The organism is Lactococcus sp. DD01 (assembly GCF_001578715.1).
Taxonomy (GTDB): domain Bacteria; phylum Bacillota; class Bacilli; order Lactobacillales; family Streptococcaceae; genus Lactococcus; species Lactococcus petauri.
In genome coordinates this window covers 532,673-553,685 of record NZ_KQ968939.1, presented here as the reverse complement: position 1 = coordinate 553,685, position 21,013 = coordinate 532,673, and the positions used below count along the sequence as shown (strand labels likewise).

17 protein-coding genes are annotated in these 21,013 nt (G+C 37.2%); 13 read left to right on the top strand and 4 right to left on the bottom strand.

What is annotated here, in order from left to right; all coding sequences use genetic code 11:
• The first annotated feature begins 258 nt into the window (after positions 1-258).
• A complete protein-coding gene (locus LACDD01_RS02715) occupies positions 259-1,425 on the top strand; it encodes an MFS transporter (protein WP_017369318.1) in 1,167 nt (388 codons plus the stop codon).
• Between the two features lie 48 nt (positions 1,426-1,473).
• Here the strand turns inward: LACDD01_RS02715 and LACDD01_RS02710 are convergent, their stop codons facing one another.
• Positions 1,474-2,004, bottom strand: a complete 531-nt coding sequence (locus LACDD01_RS02710) for an HdeD family acid-resistance protein (RefSeq protein ID WP_014024733.1) — start codon at positions 2,002-2,004, stop codon at positions 1,474-1,476.
• A gap of 145 nt (positions 2,005-2,149) precedes the next feature.
• Here LACDD01_RS02710 and LACDD01_RS02705 point away from each other — a divergent pair, with 145 nt between their 5' ends.
• The 9 genes from LACDD01_RS02705 to LACDD01_RS02665 all read left to right on the top strand — a co-directional run bounded on the left by LACDD01_RS02705 (position 2,150) and on the right by LACDD01_RS02665 (position 12,318).
• Entirely contained in the window at positions 2,150-2,590 is a 441-nt protein-coding gene (locus tag LACDD01_RS02705; protein ID WP_019335830.1) for an Rrf2 family transcriptional regulator, read from the top strand.
• An 88-nt stretch (positions 2,591-2,678) separates the two neighbouring features.
• On the top strand, positions 2,679-3,308 hold the full coding sequence (locus tag LACDD01_RS02700; RefSeq protein WP_061413129.1) for an SDR family oxidoreductase: 630 nt from the start codon (positions 2,679-2,681) through the stop codon (positions 3,306-3,308).
• Between the two features lie 158 nt (positions 3,309-3,466).
• Complete coding sequence (gene clpB, locus LACDD01_RS02695) at positions 3,467-6,070, top strand: ATP-dependent chaperone ClpB (protein ID WP_061413128.1); 2,604 nt, start codon at positions 3,467-3,469, stop codon at positions 6,068-6,070.
• Positions 6,071-6,211: 141 nt separating this feature from the next.
• Positions 6,212-6,628: a nucleoside-diphosphate kinase gene (gene ndk / locus LACDD01_RS02690; RefSeq protein WP_019335827.1), complete on the top strand. Its 417-nt coding sequence runs from the start codon at positions 6,212-6,214 to the stop codon at positions 6,626-6,628.
• A 110-nt stretch (positions 6,629-6,738) separates the two neighbouring features.
• Entirely contained in the window at positions 6,739-7,956 is a 1,218-nt protein-coding gene (locus tag LACDD01_RS02685) for an MDR family MFS transporter (protein WP_019293348.1), read from the top strand.
• A gap of 128 nt (positions 7,957-8,084) precedes the next feature.
• A complete protein-coding gene (locus tag LACDD01_RS02680) occupies positions 8,085-8,816 on the top strand; it encodes a class I SAM-dependent methyltransferase (protein WP_061413127.1) in 732 nt (243 codons plus the stop codon).
• 112 nt (positions 8,817-8,928) lie between these two features.
• Positions 8,929-10,878: a cation:proton antiporter gene (locus LACDD01_RS02675; RefSeq protein ID WP_061413126.1), complete on the top strand. Its 1,950-nt coding sequence runs from the start codon at positions 8,929-8,931 to the stop codon at positions 10,876-10,878.
• A 130-nt stretch (positions 10,879-11,008) separates the two neighbouring features.
• Positions 11,009-11,524 carry a hypothetical protein gene (locus LACDD01_RS02670; RefSeq protein WP_061413125.1) on the top strand — a complete coding sequence of 172 codons (516 nt, stop codon included), beginning with the start codon at positions 11,009-11,011 and terminating at the stop codon, positions 11,522-11,524.
• Between the two features lie 95 nt (positions 11,525-11,619).
• Entirely contained in the window at positions 11,620-12,318 is a 699-nt protein-coding gene (locus LACDD01_RS02665; protein WP_061413124.1) for a TIGR00266 family protein, read from the top strand.
• A 35-nt stretch (positions 12,319-12,353) separates the two neighbouring features.
• Here LACDD01_RS02665 and LACDD01_RS02660 read toward each other — a convergent pair whose 3' ends face one another.
• The 3 genes from LACDD01_RS02660 to LACDD01_RS02650 form a co-directional block, all read right to left on the bottom strand.
• Positions 12,354-13,910 carry an Nramp family divalent metal transporter gene (locus LACDD01_RS02660; protein ID WP_061413123.1) on the bottom strand — a complete coding sequence of 519 codons (1,557 nt, stop codon included), beginning with the start codon at positions 13,908-13,910 and terminating at the stop codon, positions 12,354-12,356.
• A 71-nt stretch (positions 13,911-13,981) separates the two neighbouring features.
• Entirely contained in the window at positions 13,982-14,677 is a 696-nt protein-coding gene (locus tag LACDD01_RS02655; protein WP_019292310.1) for a metal-dependent transcriptional regulator, read from the bottom strand.
• Positions 14,678-14,824: 147 nt separating this feature from the next.
• Positions 14,825-15,538 carry a GntR family transcriptional regulator gene (locus LACDD01_RS02650; RefSeq protein ID WP_061413122.1) on the bottom strand — a complete coding sequence of 238 codons (714 nt, stop codon included), beginning with the start codon at positions 15,536-15,538 and terminating at the stop codon, positions 14,825-14,827.
• A 176-nt stretch (positions 15,539-15,714) separates the two neighbouring features.
• On the opposite strand from LACDD01_RS02650, the gene LACDD01_RS02645 reads away from it, so the two are divergent.
• Genes LACDD01_RS02645 through LACDD01_RS02635 form a run of 3 tightly spaced genes read left to right on the top strand, consistent with a single transcriptional unit; the run spans position 15,715 to position 21,007 of the window.
• Positions 15,715-17,055 (top strand): PTS sugar transporter subunit IIC, encoded by a 1,341-nt coding sequence (locus LACDD01_RS02645; RefSeq protein WP_061413121.1) that lies wholly within the window; start codon positions 15,715-15,717, stop codon positions 17,053-17,055.
• Between the two features lie 30 nt (positions 17,056-17,085).
• Positions 17,086-19,710, top strand: a complete 2,625-nt coding sequence (locus LACDD01_RS02640; protein ID WP_061413120.1) for a glycoside hydrolase family 38 N-terminal domain-containing protein — start codon at positions 17,086-17,088, stop codon at positions 19,708-19,710.
• The gene (locus tag LACDD01_RS02635; protein WP_061413119.1) at positions 19,688-21,007 is read left to right on the top strand and encodes a glycoside hydrolase family 125 protein; all 1,320 of its coding nucleotides are present in this window, start codon (positions 19,688-19,690) and stop codon (positions 21,005-21,007) included. The genes LACDD01_RS02640 and LACDD01_RS02635 overlap by 23 nt, the downstream gene beginning before the upstream one ends.
• Positions 21,008-21,013 lie beyond the last annotated feature (6 nt).

Genomic DNA, 21,013 nt, shown 5'->3' with positions numbered 1-21,013 from the left:
GGTCGTCGGGTAACTATGGACGTTTTGCAATTCCTTTTTCCAGAAATTTTTGCCTAATAAATAAAATTCCTCTACTCGTGAGGGATTTTATTTATTGTACGGTATTTATGAACATTTGATATGAAAAAATTGATAATAAATTTATACTTTTTTATTTTTGTGCAGAATATGATAGAATAGACTTAACAAATAGAATAGGATAAAAAGGCGGTTTCAAATTTTTGAATCTGTCTTTTTATCGGGTATCGGGGTATAGTTATGAAAAACAAACAATGGATGATTAACCTAGCAATTTCAAACTTATTGCTTGTGTTCTTAGGTGTAGGTCTCGTTATTCCTGTTTTGCCACAACTGAAAGAGCAAATGCATTTTTCAGGAACAACAATGGGAATGATGATTTCGATTTTTGCTATTGCCCAATTGATTGCCTCTCCAATCGCTGGGCATTTATCGGATAAGGTTGGACGAAAAAAGCTCATTGCTTTGGGTATGATTATTTTCGCCTTTTCTGAACTTTTATTTGGTTTAGCACAAGTAAAAGCTCTTTTTTACGTGTCTCGCGCTTTGGGAGGCATTGCAGCAGCTTTATTGATGCCTTCTGTTACAGCATATGTGGCAGATTTGACAACATTAGGCGAACGTGCCAAAGCCATGGGTAAAGTTTCAGCAGCAATCAGTGGAGGATTTATCATTGGTCCTGGTGTCGGAGGATTTTTAGCGACTTTTGGTATAAGGGTTCCTTTTTTTGTGGCTGCACTATTAGCTTTCATCGGATTTATTTTGAGTATGACTGTGTTAAAAGAGCCAGAAAAAACAATGGATATTAATCCTGACACACCAAAAGCATCTTTCTTGGATATTCTCAAAAATCCAATGTTCACATCGCTTTTTGTCGTTATTTTAATTTCTTCGTTTGGTCTGCAAGCCTTCGAATCAATTTATAGCATCATGGCGACAATCAATTTTGGCTTTACTACAAGTGAAATTGCTTTAGTAATTACAGTAAGTGGTATTATCGCCCTTTTCTTCCAACTCTTCCTGTTCGACTGGATTGTTGGAAAGATTGGTGAAATGCATTTGATTCATTTGACCTTCTTTGCAAGTGCGCTCTTTATTGCTATTATTGCTTTCACAGGTAATCGCATCACTGTTGCTATTTCTACATTTGTTGTCTTCCTCGCCTTTGATTTATTTAGACCGGCAGTAACAACTTACTTGTCAAAACACGCAGGAGACCAACAAGGAGCAATCAATGGATTGAATTCAACCTTTACAAGTTTTGGTAATATTTTAGGTCCATTGGCTGCAGGAGTAATGTTTGATATCAATCATTTCTTCCCTTACTATATCTCTGCGATTATCTTGTTTGGTACCGGTGTATTGTCAATGCTTATGAACCGTAAATCGAAAAAAATGAAAAATTAAAAAAGAGTTCTTTACGAAGAACCCTTTTTTATTTGGCACTCGCAAAGATTACCAAGTAAAGTAACGAATCAATTTGAAAATTCCTAAGATAAGAACAACAACACCGAGAAGTGTCCAAAGTGCCATTGCACCCCATAAGGGTGTGAGCAAGAGCATGAAGCCCGCAACGACACTGAGAAGTCCTGAAAGAATTGTCCAAGGTTTAGATGGAGAATATGGAACAAACCCAAAGGAAACAAAGCCTTCAGTAATCCATGTGAATCCAACTAAAATACCAATGATGATAAACAAGGTAGCTGTTGCAGCTGCCAAGTTAATTAAAGAGAAAATCCCCGCAACCAAGTAAACCGTACCTAAAAGAAGATGTCCAAAGCGTGACCACGGATTTTCATTCATCAAGGCAAAGATAGAAACAAGATAAGAAACCCCAATTAAAATGAAGGAAATCCCAATCAAAACTGTTCCAACTTGTGCTGTACGTCCAGGCCAAAACAAAATGAGTAATCCAATAAGTGTGGAAATAAGACCATTAATTCCGACGTTGTTACGTAATTTTTTCGAAAAGTTTTCAGAAAACATATTTATACCCCTTTCTTTTCTGATAATTTAATTATAACTTATTTTGAAGAGAAGTGCCCATAATATATTTGCCTAGTTATTATAATTGACATTCTGAAAAAGGACATTTATACTTAAGGTAAAATGAGAGTCGAAGGAGAAAAAAATGCAAATATCAAGTCGCTTTACGATTGCACTTCATATTTTTGCCTGTATCCATACCTTTGAGGGAGAACATAAGATTACCAGTGATTTTTTGGCTACAAGTATTAATGTAAATCCCGTGATTATTCGAAGAGTATTACAGCAACTGAAAGCTAACGAATTAGTGCATGTTGTACGCGGGAGTGGTGGAGCTGCAATCGCTAAACCAATTGAAGACATTAGTTTATTCGATATTTATAGTGCGGTTGAAGTCATTAATAAAAATGGCTTATTCCATTTTCACGAACATCCCAGCCCTGACTGTTCTGTCGGGAAAAATATCCATCAGGTACTGGATGATAAACTTGATTTAATTCAAAAAGCGATGGAAGACCAAATGAAGGCGATGAGTTTACAAGAAGTAATTACTGATATTGATCATTATGTGGCGATAAATCCTTAAGAAACCAAATCGTTGACATTTAATAAAAGCTTATGTAGAATTAGTTGTAACAAAAAATATTACAACGAAAAAGACATGGAGGTCTAATATGAAATTAGCAGTAGTAGCAGCAAATGGTAAAGCCGGTCGTCTTATTGTACAAGAAGCAGTAGACAGAGGCTTGGATGTAACAGCAATTGTTCGAGGCGAAAACAAAACAGTAGCTCCATCTTCTATCCAGAAAGATTTGTTTGATTTAACTAAAGAAGACATCAAGGATTTTGATGTTATTATCGATGCTTTTGGAACATGGGCAGAAGATAGCTTGGAGCAACATACTACTTCAATCCAACATCTTGCTGATCTTGTTGAAGGTACGGACAAGCGCTTGTTGATTGTTGGTGGTGCCGGAAGTCTTTATCTTAATCCAGAACATGATTTGGCACTTTATCAATCAGAAGGTTTCCCAGATGCTTTCAAACCATTGGCAACAGCTATGTCTGATTCATTAACTGCGTTGAGAAAACGTCAGGATGTGAAATGGACTTATGTAAGCCCTGCTGCAGACTTCCAAGCAGATGGTGAAAAAACTGGAGACTATGTTGTTGCGGGAGAAGAGTTTACGGTTAATGACAAAGGCGAAAGTGTGATTAGTTATGCAGACTATGCGAAAGCGATGATTAATATTGCACTGGAAGGAAATTATGTCGGACAACGTATCAGCGTTTTTCAAAAATAGTAAAATAAGAGGGGTTTTCTCAAGAAAACCCCTCTTATTTTTATATGTAAATTTATGAGCAAATAGTTTGACCTTTACTGACCAAAAGAGTATAATTAAGAGGTAGTAAGAAAAATGAGAAAAATACTACATTACTATGAAATGAATCGAGGTGCATTATGGACATCGAAAAAATGACAACAAGTATGCAAAAATCGCTTTATGAAGCGCAACAAATTGCGCAGACTCGCCATCATCAAGCGATTGAAATTCCACATTTATGGCGAATATTTGTACAACCGAACAGTTTTGCCTTTAATTTTTACAAAGATTCAGAAATTGACATTGAAGAATTTACAAAAGTTATTGAAAAAGAAATAGATAAAATTTCTTCTGTTGAGGGAAGCAATATTACCTATGGTCAAAATATTAGCGCAGATCTCTTTAATCTGTTCAATGCAGCAGATAAGATTGCCAAAGATATGGGTGATGAATATCTCTCAACTGAAATTGTACTCTTGGCCCTTTTTGAGTTAAAGAAAAATCCTTTAACAGAATATCTGGTTAGCCATGGAATGAATAAAGAAAAAACGAAATTAGCAATTGAAAACCTACGAGGAGGTGATAAAGTGACAAACCAAAATGCTGAAGATACATATAAAGCACTTGAAAAATACGGCGTCGACCTTGTTGCTCAAGTGAAATCAGGAAAACAAGATCCTGTAATTGGACGTGATGAAGAAATTCGTGATATTATTCGTGTCTTATCACGTAAAACAAAAAATAATCCGGTTCTAATTGGTGAACCTGGTGTAGGTAAAACAGCCATTGTTGAAGGACTTGCGCAACGTATTGTCCGTAAAGATGTACCTGAAAATCTAAAAGATAAAACAGTATTCTCTTTGGATATGGGGGCACTTATTGCAGGTGCTAAATACCGTGGTGAGTTTGAAGAACGTCTGAAAGCAGTACTGAATGAAGTTAAAAAGTCTGACGGACAAATTATTCTCTTTATTGATGAGTTACACACAATCGTCGGTGCTGGTAAGACTGAAGGTTCAATGGATGCTGGTAATCTTTTGAAACCGATGCTTGCACGTGGTGAATTGCATTTAATTGGTGCAACAACTTTGGACGAGTACCGTAAATATATGGAAACAGACAAAGCTTTGGAACGTCGTTTCCAAAAAGTTCTAGTTACTGAACCAACAGTTGAAGATACTATTTCCATTCTGCGTGGTTTGAAAGAACGTTTTGAAATTCACCACGGTGTAACAATCCACGATAACGCATTGGTTGCAGCAGCAACACTTTCTGATCGTTATATTACAGACCGTTTCTTGCCAGATAAAGCGATTGACTTAGTCGATGAAGCCAGCGCAACAATTCGTGTTGAAATGAATTCTCTGCCAACAGAACTCGACCAAGCAAACCGCCGCTTGATGCAGTTGGAAATTGAAGAAGCAGCGCTCAAAAAAGAACGTGATGATGCTTCGAAGAAACGTTTAAATATCATTCGTGAAGAAATTGCAGAACTCCGTGAAGAAAACAATCAACTTAAAGCCCAATGGGAAGCTGAAAAGAAAGAAGTGGGCAATATTTCTGATAAACGGAATGAACTGGAACGTGCACGCCATGAATTAGAAGAAGCACAAAATGAAGGTGACTTTGAAAAAGCAGCGGCCTTACGTTACGGTAAAATTCCAGAAATTGAACAATCACTGAAAGATCTTGAAAGCAAAGCAAAATCAGATGATCTCAGTCTTGTTCAAGAATCTGTCACTGAAGAACAAATTGCGGAAGTTGTGGGCCGTATGACAGGTATTCCTGTGACAAAACTGGTGGAAGGTGAACGTGAAAAACTCCTTCATTTACCAGAAACTCTTCATCAACGTGTAGTAGGGCAAGATGAGGCAGTTGAAGCTGTGTCTGATGCTATTATTCGTGCTCGAGCAGGAATTCAAGACCCTAATCGTCCTTTAGGTTCCTTCCTTTTCTTAGGACCTACAGGTGTTGGTAAGACAGAGTTAGCTAAAGCCTTGGCCGAAAATTTATTTGACTCCGAAGAACACATGGTTCGTATTGACATGAGTGAATATATGGAAAAACACAGTGTATCCCGTCTTGTCGGAGCTCCTCCAGGATATGTTGGTTATGATGAAGGTGGTCAACTGACAGAAGCTGTGCGCCGTAACCCATATACAATTATTTTGTTGGACGAAATTGAAAAAGCCCACCCAGACGTCTTCAATATCTTGTTGCAAGTCTTGGATGACGGCCGTTTGACGGATTCAAAAGGCGTTTTGGTCGACTTCAAGAATACTGTTTTGATTATGACATCAAATGTCGGATCACAATATTTGCTAGACAATGTTGATGATCAAGGTGAAATATCTGAAGAAACAACTGAAGAAGTGATGAAACAATTGCGGATGCACTTCAAACCAGAATTCCTCAACCGTATTGATGATACTATTCTCTTCAAACCATTGTCATTGAATAATATTAAAAATATTATTGTGAAGATGACCGGTCAATTGACACAACGTCTTGAAGAAATGTCTGTTGAACTCGAACTTAGTGAAGAAGTCAAAGCATGGATTGCAGAAAATGCTTATGAACCAGCTTATGGTGCACGTCCATTAAAACGTTACTTGACAAAAGTTATTGAAAATCCACTTGCTAAATTAATTATTGCAGGTAAAATTCCACCAAAAACTAAAGTTCTTGTCAAACTTGTCGACAATAAAATTGACTTTGATATCTTACCCATCGAAGAATAATTGAAGAAAAAGAGAAAAGCCCGCGTTATCTCGGGCTTTTTGTATATAAAAATAGTATTTTGTCGAAATTTACAGATAATTCTTGACAACTTATAGCTTTTAGATGTAAAATATAAACACGATATACAGGAGGAGTCAATCATGGAAAAAACTTTCTTTATTATTAAACCTGACGGCGTTCAACGTGGTCTTGTAGGTGAAATATTGAAACGAATCGAGCAGCGTGGTTTTCAGCTAGAAAAACTAGAGCGACGTTCTGCTCCAAATGGAGACTTGATTGACAAGCACTACGAAGCATTAGTTGATAAAGATTTTTATCCAAGTATTCGTAGTTATATGACTTCTGGCCCAGTAGTTGTTGGTGTGATATCTGGTGTAGAAGCTATTTCTTGCTGGCGCACAATGATGGGGACAACTAATCCTAGTCAAGCTCAACCAGGGACTATTCGTGGAGATTTTGCTCAATCACCTGAAAAAGGTAAAGCCATTAAAAATATTGTCCATGGATCAGACTCACCGGAATCTGCAGAGCGAGAAATAGCACTCTGGTTTTCATAAACAGAAATAACGTCAAGGACAAAGGCTTTCCATGGAAGTTTGAGCGACAAAGCTCTAAACATTAAAGGAAAGTCTTTTTTTTGTTTGCTATTTTATTCAAGGAGAAGAATATGAAAGAATTTTGGGGACTTCATCCGACCATTAAAATTAGGTTAGTGATGAATTTTTTAGGAGCACTATGCTTTAGTACAGTTGGTGGCTCCATGACAATTTACTATAATAAATATATGGGTGCTGGTATCACAGGACTCTTGCTTATTGTGAGCTCTATTATGGTTTTTTTGGTTGGCCTTTATGCGGGACATTTGACAGATTTAAAAGGTCGTCGGCCTGTCATGCTTTTTTCAACTGCAGTAACTGCAGTTGGAGCAGCACTGGCAACTTTTTCTAACTCGGGATTTTACTTTAATCCTTGGACAACCTTTTTCGGATTTTTAATCGTGAATTTTGGTTTTGGCTTTTTTAATACAGCCAGTCAAGCGATGATTGTTGATTTAACAACAAGTGAAAACCGGAGAACAGTCTACAGTATTCAATACTGGATTATCAATTTTGCTATTATGATTGGTTCGGGACTTTCTGGTTGGTTTTTCCGTGATTATTTGGTCTGGCTTTTGCTGGTGATCACTATTGAAGAAATTTTGAGTTTTGTCGTTGTCTTGTTTTGGATTGATGAGTCTTTTGACCCGCATCAAGAACATCAAAAGAAAGCGCCAAATATTATAAAAGCTTATTTCTTTGTGGCTAAAGACAGCATCTTTATGTCTTATTTATTTGCTTCGGTTTTTATTGCGATGATTTTTAATCAAATTGACTATTACTTGCCAGTACATCTAAGTGACAGTTTCTCAACAACACGAATTTTAGGGTTGGAACTTTATGGTCAACGGATGTTGACACTTTTCCTATTGATCAATACCTTGATTATCGTACTCTTTATGAGTAAAATGAATCAACTAACTAAAAATTGGTCGCGGAGCACAGGGATTACATTAGGAATTTTTCTCCAAGGTTTAGGTTTTATTATTGCCTTTTTAGGTCATAATTTAAGCTGGGAAGTTACAGCAGCAGTAGTTGCTACTTTGGGCGAAATGATTCTTGTACCTTTCTCTCAAGCTTTGAGAGCCGACTTGATGGAAGGTGATCATGTTGGGACTTATACGGGCGCCTTTTCAGTGACTCAGCCAGTCGCTTCCGTACTCTCAGGTGTTTTGGTTTCGCTGTCAGCACTCTATGGGAATATTGGCATGGCTATATTTATGGGAATAATTATCCTTTTAAGTATCCTTCCCTCACTGCGGGCTATTCGAATGCATGAAGCCTCATAGAATTTTAAAACGGTCCATGTTATAATAAAAAACAAAGGAGTAAAAATAATGTCAGAAGGAATTATTGCTCAAAAAATTGTTTCTACCCATGTAAACGTATAAATAAAATTTACATGGGAGAATAACAAGTGAAAGAAAACAAATATAATAATCAAGAATTTTTTTCAAAATATGCTCAAATGGAGCGTTCAAAATCAGGGTTAGAAGCTGCTGGGGAATGGTCAGAGCTACGAAATATTTTACCTGATTTTCAGAACAAAAAAGTTTTGGACCTTGGCTGTGGATATGGTTGGCACTGCAAATATGCTGTTGACAATGGAGCATCTTATGTCTTAGGCACAGATATTTCGAGTAAAATGCTGGAAAGAGCGACAAGTAAAAACTCAGATGAGAAAATAACTTATCAATGTATCGCTATGGAGGACTTATGTCTTGAACCGGATTCTTTTGATGTGGTTCTGAGCTCATTAGCCTTACATTACATTGAAGATTTGTCCATGCTTTTTTCCAACATATACATGTGCTTAACTACGGGCGGTCAGTTTGTGTTTTCGGTAGAACATCCTCTTTTTACTGCATCTGGCCTGCAAGATTGGATTTATGATGCAAAAGGAAAAAAAGAGTACTTTCCTGTAGACAATTATTTCTACGAGGGAAAACGTAAGGTGTCCTTCTTAGGAGAAGAAGTAACTAAATATCATCGAACCTTAACCACATATCTCAACACATTGCTACAACTTGGTTTTGAACTTCAACATGTGATTGAACCTCAGCCACCTGAACAAATGCTTGTATTTGAAGAAATGCGAGATGAGCTGAGACGCCCGATGATGTTGATTGTTTCTGCAAGGAAAAAATAAAGAAAAGCTAGGAATAATTATTCCTAGCTTTTGATTTTCACACAGGAGGATTGTTTGTATGACGTAGTATGTGGTATACTAAAGAAATAGAAAAAATTAGAAAAGGTATTTTATGTCAGCCGTTAGTTTCATAGCTGTAATGTTGATTGGGGTCATTGCGGCAAATGTAATCAAAGAATTTTTCCCAAAAATATCTGAAACCTTTATTTTGATCGGAGTAGGAATTCTTCTGAGTTTCTTACCAGAGTTTAGGCATTTTGAGTTGGAGCCAGAGTTTTTCATGATGTTAATTATTGCACCTTTAATGTTTAATGAAGGCAGTAAAACATCTTTGAAAGAAGTTAGAAAAAATTTCAGAGGAATATTCTTTCTCTCCATTACTTTAGCTGTTGTAACTGTACTCTTTGTTGCAGCATTGACCACAAATATTATGGGCAGCTGGATTTTCCCCTTGGCAATTTGTTTTGCTGCTATTGTTACGCCAACAGACTCTGTTGCTGTTAAATCTATTATTGCGGGTAAAAAAATGCCACAAGGCGTAAATGAAGCTGTCGAGTTTGAATCTCTTTTCAATGATGCATCAGGTTTGGTTCTCTTAAGTTTGGGGCTTTCAGTGCTGGAAAGTGGTCATTTTAGTATTTGGAGCGGACTTGGCCAGTTTGCTTTTGTTTCCATTGGGGGAATACTTATTGGATTAATTGTCGGGACTTTCTTAGTTCGTATTCGCATTGCGATTAATCTTCGGGCAACAAATCCAGAAGCGACGATTATTCCGATTTCTATTTTAACGCCTTTTGCTCTTTATTTGCTTGCTGAGCATTTTGGCACCTCTGGAGTACTTGCAGTTGTTGCTGCAGGATTAATCCATAATTTTGAAGGCGATATGCTTAAACTTACGTCGACCAATGTTCAACTCACCAATAATACCATCTGGGAAATACTGAGTGGGATTCTCAACAATTTTGTCTTTATTTTATTAGGAGTAAGTCTCTTTGGTATTTGGGATACCTTTAAATCCTTAGGCTTAGAAGAAGCTGTTATACTTTTCTTTATTAGTGCTTTGGTTTACGTGCTGATGTTATTTATACGAAAATTTTGGACTAATCAAAGAGGTAATCGTTCTATCGAACATTTCTTCTCAAACGATAAGAAAGAGCGCAGTAAAGACTCCACTATTTTTGCTCTATCAGGAGCACACGGAACAATGACATTGGCAATGGCCTTCTCTTTACCTCTGAATACTGCTATTTTGAGCACTGAGAATAGAGAGATTATTATTAGTATGGCAACGATTGTCATTTTGCTCAGCCTTATTGTGCCTACCTTTATCTTGCCTAAACTCTTGTCACCAATGAAAGCTGCAAGTTCAGACGACATTGATAGTGTTCGAAATGATATGGTTGACTATGCTATTTTACATATGATGCAAGTGATAGAGGACAGTAAGGTGCGCAGTAGCTTAACAAAGCAATTGCAATCACAAAAAGGTTTGCAAATTCCTGATCATAATAAGAGTAGTCGACTCTTAGAAAACATTGTGACCTGGCAAGAAGCATTTTTGGATAGTTCAGATATTCAAGAAAATTTTTCAGCGAAAGCTATTGACTACTTCAGAATTTACTTGGAGAATAGCAGCAAGCGCGCCATGAGTAAAAAAATTAGAAGAATGTTTTCGCGAAGAAGTCGATTACGTGGAGCTGATCAAAGTGAGATGCAAGAATTCATAGCCGTAAGAAATGAACTTGGGCATTTAGAGGATGTTCTTTATGAGGCCACAATGGAAAAATTAAATCGTCTTGAAAGAGAACGATTTGAGAAGAAGGTTACTGATTTCAGCGACATTGAAGAAGTGAAGCGAGTCTTCGAAAATAGACATTACCGTATGCGAAATGAAATTCAAGAAGAAACAATCGTGCCTAACGAACTACTTATTGAAGCTTTCCAACTTGAATATCAGTATGTACTGGATCAGGTGAAATCGGAAACTATATCAAAAGAAACAAGCAACAAACTCTTTAAAGAAATCAATAACGCGCAAGTTTTACAACTACAAAATCAATAAAAAGCCTTAAGGCTTTTTTATAATAACTTTCGCTTAAGAAAAGTACTGTAAAATAAAAAATAATAATTAAATTTAAAATGTCTTTGTGACAGACGGCCGTTTATAAGTTGCTCACAGATAAGGGGAGATTATGGTTTCAAGAAAATCAAAAAGAAATAAAAAAGGAATTTTGAGAAGATTAATTGGTTTTCTTGTGGGGCTTATTATCGTGCTTGCGCTTTTTGTGGGAGGTCTTGTTTTGCTTGGGCGTTATGCAATTGCCAATAATACGGATAATCTTCTGTCGAAAGTTATTCCCTATTCAGAAAGTTTGACTGATGCTTCAGGAAATATTGCTCCAGCCAGTCCAGAAGCGATTGTCTCAACACTGAATCAAAATGCCAGCAATATTGTGAGTCGTTCGCAAGGTTTTATTGATTCGGCCCAAGCCACAACAGATGGACAGACAGTAAAATATACAGTAAGTTCCTCTAAAATGAATGGCTTCTTATCTCACAGCATCTTAGCAACAAATGGTGATCAGATAGAAAAAGTTGCCGATAAAGTTTTAGAATCAATGAAAGCTTCTGGAGTAAATCATCCTCAACTTGTTGTGAATCTTACCGATGATCAAGGCAAAACAATTCAAACTATTGATTATAGATAAAGAGAGTAAAAAGTTTCTTGACCTGAGCAAGAGGCTTTTTACTCTCTTTAATTTTATGTTATAATGAGAAAAAATGAGAAAGTAGGCCCAAATTTATGGAATATCAATTGAGCTCAACATCAGCTTTTCCACTTGTACATGTTACCCTGCAAGATAAGGAAGAAATTCAGATTGAGTCAGGAGCAATGGTTTACCACAACCCTTCAGTTGCGCTTGAAGGCAAGATGAATAGCAATGGGAGAGGTGGTATTGGTGGCGCCTTGAAAGCTCTTGGGCGCTCAATAACAAGTGGTGAAAGTTTCTTTATCACTAAGGTCAAATCAAGCAGTGCTAATGGTCAAATCACTTTGGCGCCAGCTACTCCGGGTGCTGTGAAAGAACTTAATATTGGTCAAGAACAATGGCGTTTGAATACAGGGGCCTTCCTTGCAAGTGATGGCGATGTTCACTATACGATGGAACGACAAAAACTAAGTGGAGCTCTTCTTGGTGGCACTGGTGGTCTCTATGTTATGGAAACACAAGGAAGTGGCCGTATGTTAGTTAATGGCTATGGTGATATTGTTGAAATTGAATTAGATGGTACAGAAGAATATATCGTGGATAATCATCACGTCCTTGCATGGAGCAAAACGCTTGATTATTCAATCGAAGTCGCTTCTGGAACTTTTGGTTTCAAAACTGGTGAAGGGCTTGTCAACAAATTTAAAGGTTGTGGTAAAATCATGATTCAAAGCCGTAATATGGAGGCTTTTGCTGAGTCAATCATCCCTTTCTTACCAAGTAATGGTTAAATAAGAAAAGCTATCGGTGATAGCTTTTTTTATTTTTATGAATCTGATAGTTTTTGATTAAGCAGTGAGAGTTTTCTATTGCCTCGGTAGAGTTCAAATATAGTCCAAATGAGTAAAGCAATTACTAAAGCAATAAGTAGAATTGCGGTTCCATCTGCAAGATAGGCAAGATTCTTAGGAAATAGACTTTCAATTTGATCTGGTAGACCAATAAGATTAAGGTAAGTCAACGCAATGACAGAGAACCAACCAAAGAGTTGAACAATCCAATTGTTTTTAAATTTACCCATTTCATTTTTACTATTTGTAAGCATTAGAAGAGGAATAATGGAGAAGGGCAGTGCAAATGCAAGAAAGACTTGCGAATTATTCATGAGATTGTTAATGGCTTCATGCTGTGCTTTTAGACTGTAGCCACGTGTCATCGTAACACAAATCAAGACAGGAACGACAGATAGTAAGCGTGTGATTAGACGACGCGCCCACATTGGCATCCGCATATGGATAAATCCTTCCATTATGATTTGTCCTGTTAAAGTCCCCGTGATTGTCGAATTTTGCCCAGAAGCCAGTAAAGCTACGGCAAATAAGGTAGATAAAGCACCTGTCTTAGCAACATCTGCAAGTACACCATTACTTAATAAATCTGGTGTCGAAAGGGCATCGTAAAGGCCAAAAAATGAAGGGTCGTCAATGACACCTGTTTTAAATACAGCAACACCCATAATGAGCAATAGCGAATTAACAACAAAAGCTAAACTCAATTGGATATTAGAATCCCAAGTTGAAAAACGAACAGCTCGAGCGATGTCTTTATCGTCATCATGGTCAATTTTACGACTCTGTGAAATTGAAGAATGGAGATAGAGATTATGTGGCATTACAGTTGCCCCAATGATACCAAGAGCTCCTGTTAAAGGTGTCATTCCTGCAATAGAAGGGGAAGTAGCAAAGGTCCGTGTATTTGGAATAAAGCCTTCCACAATTCCTTTCCAATCGGGATTAGACAAAGCAACTTGATAGGTGAAAATAAATAAAATCACTAATATTAGACACACAACAAGAGCTTCAATCTTTCTAAAACCTACTTTTGTGAGGAGCAAGAGTAAAAAGACATCAAAAACCGTAATGAAGACCGCTAGAATAAGCGGAATATTGAAAAGTAAATACAGTGCGATTGCTGCACCAATAACTTCTGCAATGTCTGTTGCCATAATCGCAAGCTCTGTAAGTACCCATAGGATGATTCCTAAAGTTTTGCTGGTACGTGCACGGATAGCTTGGGCGAGGTCCATCTGGCTAACAATCCCAAGTTTTGCTGACATGTACTGAAGGAGCATAGCAATTAGGCTTGACATCAAAATGACAGAGATCAATAAATATTGAAAATTTTGTCCACCTGTGATTGAGGTTGACCAGTTTCCCGGATCCATGTAACCCACAGCCACTAAAGCTCCAGGTCCTGAATATGCAAGAAGTGTCCTAAAAAATTTACCATCTTTTGGAACTTTTACTGTGCCGTTAATCTCTTGAAGAGACTTTCCGTTTGTATGATAAATCAACTTATGTGGTTGATTTTTAAAATCATTCATTTTTACCTTCTCTAAGTTGAACTATACTCAACATTGTTTTTTAATATTACTGTTAATATAAGAGAAAATGTCTAGGTGTTTTCGTTTTCTAAAGCAGAAGCAACGGTTCCAGTTCTTTGCATTAGTAAGATTTTTTCTTGTAAAAATTGAGGAATAACCGAAACTTGGCCATTGTCCTCTTTCAGAATAATTGATCCATCCTGAAGCCGCTCAATAATCTGAATAAAGTGCGGGATGTTAATGTTTAACTTTTCAAAGAAGGCTTGTGCTTCCTCGTTTAAAGTCGTGATATAGTAACTTTTGTTTTCCTCAGCTTGCTTGAGCGGAATTTCTACTTTATTTTTTTTCCAAAACACTTCTGAAGGAATGGTTGAACCATGTGGATCAACAGCAGGATAATCTAATAAAGCGTAGAGGTATTCCACAAGCTTTGGCGAAGAGGCGTGTTCTAAATTTTCAGCTTCATCATGAACTTCCTCTGTAGAATAGCCAAGTTTGTCCACTAAGAAACTTTCCCAAACACGATGACTTTTAATAATAAAGCGAGCCTGAACATTGCCTTGCTCTGATAAATTTACACCACGATATGGTGCATAGTCTACAAGTTGTTTTTTTGCTAATCTTTTAATCATTTCAGTTGCACTAGGCGCAGCAACAGATAATTTTTTTGCAATAAGTTGTATACTGACAGCTGAATCATCTCCCGCACGTTCCAAGGTATAAATAGCCTTAAGATAATCCTGCTCATTTTTTGTTAGTTTTAACACCGAGTTTCTCCTTATATTATAACAAGAACATTATAGCACGTCCTTATTTATTTTTCAATAATATAAGGGTAACCTAATGAGGAGGATATTTGCAAATGCAAATTAAAAAGCCACAAACATTTTTAAATTTGTGGCTTTTTAATCGCTTTAGTTCTTTTTGAGATGAATATCAAGTGCAAATTTGGTTTGGTTACTGATAAAGTAGGATTTAGAAAATTCAAAAGCATGTCCTTTTTGGTCGTAAGCAGTTTGCTCAATAACGAGGACGGGCGAATGACGTTCAATCTCCAAATTTTTGCTCACTTCCTCATCGGCTTGATCGGCGTAAATGACACGTTTAGCATCTACTAACTGTAGTTTTGCTTCCTGTCCCAGATAGTCATAGACAGAGCCTTCTAAGATTTCTTCGGTGATGGGAGCGATATAACTTGGCATGACAACATGTTCAAAACTATAAGCTTTGCCATTCAAAATACGAAGACGCTTAAATTCGTAAACCGGATCTGTTTTATTCAATAGAAGATGCTTTTGCTCTTCTGTTGAAGGTAAACGCGCATCAAAAAAGAGTATTTTACTTTTAATCTCTTGATCACGATGCGAATAAGTTACACCAATTGGTAAATCTAAAGGTAGAAGCTCTGTGGTTTCTTCCACTCTGGGACGAATATAAGTTCCGGAGCCTTGTTTACTAAAGATTAAGCCTTCGTTTTCTAATAAAGTGAGAGATTTTTTTAAAGTAATCCGTGACACATTATACTTTTCGGCAAAGAATTCTTGTGTAGGGAGAAGCGTTCCCGCTCGATAATGGTTGGTCAGGATGTCTCGTTTGATGTCAGCGTAAATTTCACGGTATTTGTACAATTTGTATACCTCGATTTTTATAATTTGTATATATATTATATAATATTTTATATGATTTGTCTACATTAATTTTGTATTCATCTTTACAAATTTTAAAAAATTGGATATAATAAAAAACGGAAGCGGTTTCTTTTGATGGAAGTGGCTTCTAAAAAAAGAAAAAGGAAGTGCGTATTATGAAAATTGATGTGCAGAAGTTTCAAGAACCATTACTAAAAGTATCTGCTTGGGTGGAGCGGAATACGATTTTACAGGCCATTAAAAATGCCTTTGTAAGGACAATACCGTTCACGGTTGTAGGTTCCTTCTCTAATCTGATCAAAATGCAGCTTGATGCCCTTATTAAAAACCAAGATATTCATAATGCTTTATTGACGAATATCAGTAATCTGTTTGGTTATATCGGAAATGCGACCTTAGGTATTGTTGCGCTTATTGTGGTCTTTTCTTCAGCATATTCTTATGCTTTCGAACTCAAAAGAAATGAAAAAAACAGCCAACTTAATCCAATCATTGCAACTTTGCTAGCCTTTGCAGCATATTTCGTGATGGTACCCAATAACGTTAATTATTTGGATCCGAAAGCGGATATTGTTGAAGGTTTTTCAACCTCATTTTTCAGCTATGAAGGGATGTTTACTGCCCTCATCGTTGGTTTAATTGCCGTAGCTTTATTTGCACGATTTACACGAAGTAAATTTACAATCAAAATGCCCGGCAATGTGCCACAAAATGTATTTGATTCTTTCTTCTCATTAATTCCGATTAGTGGTGTATTGTTAATCTTTGGCGCAATTCGGATTGCCCTACAATCCTTGGGTTATGTGTCATTACTGCAAATGATTTCTGAAGTACTTATTAAGCCTTTGCTAACAGTAGGTACAGGATTACCTGCCATTCTCATCGTTATTCTACTCCAACAAATCTTATGGTTCCTCGGCCTTCATGGTTTCAATATCGTTTGGGGTGTCGTATCAGCTTTCTGGCTCCCTATTTTCTTAGAAAATGTAGCAAAATTTGCTGAAACACAAAGTTTTGCTGGCATTTCTATTGCGCCAAATACAATGACCAACGTATATGCCATGATTGGTGGTTCAGGTGCGACCTTTGGTTTAATTATCGCAATGCTTATCTTTACGAAGAAAGGCGAAAAAGAACGTGAAGTGGCAAAACTTGCTTTAATACCTGGATGTTTTGGGATAAATGAACCGGTTATCTTCGGCCTTCCTATCGTTCTTAATCCGTTAATGTTTATCCCCTGGGTGCTTGTCCCAATGATTAACGCTGTTATCGCTTATATTGTAACATCGATTGGCTGGGTTGTTCCTCTAGTCGTCCTGAATTCTGGAAATGAACCTATCTTTATCAGTACCTGGGTTTTAGGAGCCTTCCATATTAGTCCGGTTATATTGACCCTTGTTTTGGTTGTCTTAGACATTGTTTTATATGCACCGTTTGTAATTCTTAACCAAAAACAAGAACGTGCTGAACAAGCAGCAATGCTCAGTGCAAAATAGAATTTAAATAAGAAATAGAGGAAAGTACCCATGAAAAAAGTATATACTGTTGCACATACTCACTGGGATTTTGAATGGTATTTTACAAGACAAGAAGCTCGTGTGCAATTTATTTTTCACATGGATGAAGTTTTAGAAGCTTTGGAAAGTAATCAGTTGGATTTTTATACTTTAGATGGTCAAATGTCAATTGTCGAAGATTATCTCAGTCTCTTTCCTGAAAGAGAAAAACAGCTGAAAAAATTTGTCCAGGCGGGCAGACTCTTCGTCGGACCTTGGTTCACACAAATTGATGAAATGACAACTTCTGGGGAATCAATAGTGAGAAATCTACGTATTGGTATTCGTGAAGCAGAAGAACTAGGCAGCGCTATGAGAATTGGCTACTTGCCAGATTCTTTTGGTCAAAGTCAAGACATGCCGAAAATCTATCATGGCTTTGATATCCAACATGCCCTTTTTTGGCGCGGGATGCCGAATGAAGCGAACACACGCTACTTTTATTGGTCAAGTAATGATGGTTCAAAAGTACTGACAGCCAATATTAAAAATGGTTACTATGCGGGAGTTGATTTAGTAGAAAAGAATGATTTTTCAGACCTTGTTGAAAGAATATCAACACATACAAGTAGCAACGCACATCTTTTACCGGTGGGAGGGGATCAGCGTGCAGTTGATTTTAATTTAAAAACAAGGATCGATAAGGCAAATCAAGAAATTGAAGAATCAACAGTGTTTATTGAAAGCAACTACCCGCAATTTTTCAAGGCACTCGAAAAAGATGCCCAAGAATTTCTAGATATCAAAGGCGAGTTTATTGAGCCAATAGATTCCAAAATTCACCGTGGTATTTATTCATCACGTTATGACTTAAAACAAGTCTATGATCAACTGGAGCGTCTCTTAACTTATCAGTTAGAACCAATGTCTGTTTTAGCTGCACGTTATGGCATTCCTGTTAAACAAGGTCTAATAGATAGCCTGTGGAAGATAGTAAGCCGAGGTCAAGCACACGACAGTGCTGGTGGTTGTAATAGTGATAAAACCAACCGCGATATCTATATGCGTGGGATAAATGGCCTACAGGAAGCTCAGTCTTGTATGGACTACTTGCTCAGAAAATTAACTATTTCACTAAATAGGAATCAAGAAGACAGTCTTTTCATGTGGAATCCTCTTCCTTTTGAGCTTAAAGTGATAAAGAAAGTCAAACTTTCTACACAAAATAAACATTTTTCACTCACTGACGACAGAGGAGAGAAGGTAGCTTTTGAGATTATTGAGCAAGTAACAGAAAATGCAGCATTACTTCGCAGAAATCCTGAGGAAATGCTTGATGAATCTTACTATGTTAGTACAATAGCAGTAGAATGCACTTTACCAGCCATGGGCTATGTACATTATCATGTTAGTGCCGAGGAAGAAAAGCCTCAAACACTGCTAAAGGCAACAAGGATTGAAAATGATTTTTATCAGATTGAGTTTACTGAGGGAAAGTTCAATCTTTGCCTTAAGAAGAACGGTAAAAAATATTTAGATTTTCTATCTTTTGAAGATGGAGGAGATGAAGGAGATACCTACGATTATTCACCAGCCTTTGCGGATTGGATCTTAAATCTGAATTTTAATAACAGTCAAACTTCTCATGTGGAACAAGGAAAATTACTAAGCCGAATAATTGTAGAAGGCGAATGGAAACTTCCTTATAACCTGGCATCACGGAAAGAACGACAACTTGATGGACAGGTCACATATACATTAACTTTAGAGCTTAATAAGCAGGATAATCGGATTCAGCTTAGACTAAATGTGAATAATCAAGTGCTTGATCATCGTTTACGCCTAGTACTTAAAACAGATGTTCAGTCTGAGTTTTCGACCAGCGATACACCTTTTGGGATTATCAATCGACCGATTGAAGAAAAGCACTTGCAAGATTGGCGAGCAAGAGGATATAAAGAAGAACCCACAAGCATGCGTCCGATGATTCACTTCGCCAATCTTCATGATACGAAGACAAGTTGGAGTTTCTTAAGTAAAGGAACAAAAGATTTCCAAGTTCTTGATAAGGAGCAGCAAGAGCTTGCTATTACGATATTTAGAGGTGTTGGCTACCTAGGAAGACCAGATACACAAAGACGACCAGGAGATGCTTCTGGTTTGCAAACCAGAGAGGTTGAAACACCTGATAGCCAACTTTTAGGAGATGTTTTCTTTGAAGGAAATATCGTGATAGACACTGATTTTGATGCTGCAGTTCTCCAAAATCAATACCTACTCACTACACAGGAAAATATATATTACCAAACACAGACAATCAATCGTTTTAGCACACCAATAGAATATTTCCCTATAAACAAGAAGAAGCTAGAATTAAAAGAGCAACAGGTAATAGCTTTAGCAAACAGTGAAGTAGCCTTCAGCAGCATGGAAACTAGTATCGATCAAAGAGGAATACAACTACGGCTCTATAATCCCTGTGATACTGCCCAAGATATGCCGGGAATCATCAAACTTCAAGAGCCAGCAACAATTAAGCTGTTAAACTTGGAAGGTAAAATTATTGGCAATCTTGAAGATTCTGCCGAAGAGCTCATAATGGAAGAATTTAGACCAGGTGAAATTAGAACTTATGGTATCTTTTTCAAAAAATAGTAGGAGGACAAAGGAGTTGATAAAACAAGAAGAGTTAATCTCCAAGATTAAAAAACATGCAGAGACAATTCGTCTATGGGATGACCGAGCTACATCACTTTTTCAAGATGCCATAGTGGATACTATTTCAAACACCGTTTCAGTACGTGAAAATGGGGAAATATTTGTGGCCACAGGTGATATTCCGGCAATGTGGTTAAGAGATTCTACCTTTCAAATACTCCCATATTTGGAAATGGCGGATTCTATTCCGGAGATAACATCTTTGGTTCACGGTGTGTTGAGGCAACAATTACGCTATATTAATCATGACCCTTATGCCAATGCTTTTAATAAAGAACCAACAGACAATCACTATAGTCAAGATGTCTCTAATGTTCAAATATCGCCTTTAGTCTGGGAAAGAAAATTTGAGATTGACTCCTTGTGTGCACCGTTATTCCTGGCTTATCAACTCTACAAGCATACAGGCTATAGCGAACACCTTAAGGAAGATTATTGGGCAACAGTTGAACTTGTTCTCGACACTTTTATTACGGAGCAACATCATGAAAGCTCAGACTATATTTTTAAAAGAACACATTGCCCGCCATCCGATACACTATCTCATGAAGGACGTGGAGAACCAATTGGTTATACAGGTATGGTCTGGAGCGCCTTTAGACCGAGTGATGATGCGTGTAAGTACGGTTATTTTATTCCAGGGAATTGCTTTATCTTAGTGGTTTTGGGTCAACTTCTAGAGCTGCTTCCGGAGCATCACTCTCCAAGATTAAAAAGAAAAATAAAGAAACTTCAAGAAGAAATAACAGAAGGAATTCTAACTTATGGTCTAGTTTCGTCTGAAAAAAATCCTTATTATGCCTATGAGGTTGATGGTTTAGGTAAACAACTCTTTATGGATGATGCAAATGTGCCAAGTCTACTTTCCTTGCCTTTCCTCGGCTATTGTGAAACAGAAGATCCGCTTTATACAAAAACGAGAGAAAAATGCTTAAGTGAAGAAAATCCTTATTATTATGTGGGACAATATTTGCATGGCATCGGTAGCCCACATACGCCGCCACGTTATGTATGGCCAATAGCTTTAGCTATGGAAGGATTGACAACAAACGATATAGACAAAATGAAAAAACAGATAGAGACAATCGTTGCCACAGATGGAGGAACTGGCCAGTGCCATGAGGGGATTGATGTGGACAATCCAAATAATTACACTCGCGAATGGTTCTCTTGGTCAAACATGACCTATTGTCAATTGGTTTTTCGGTACTTAAAGTTTAGTCAAAACAAATAAAATTTT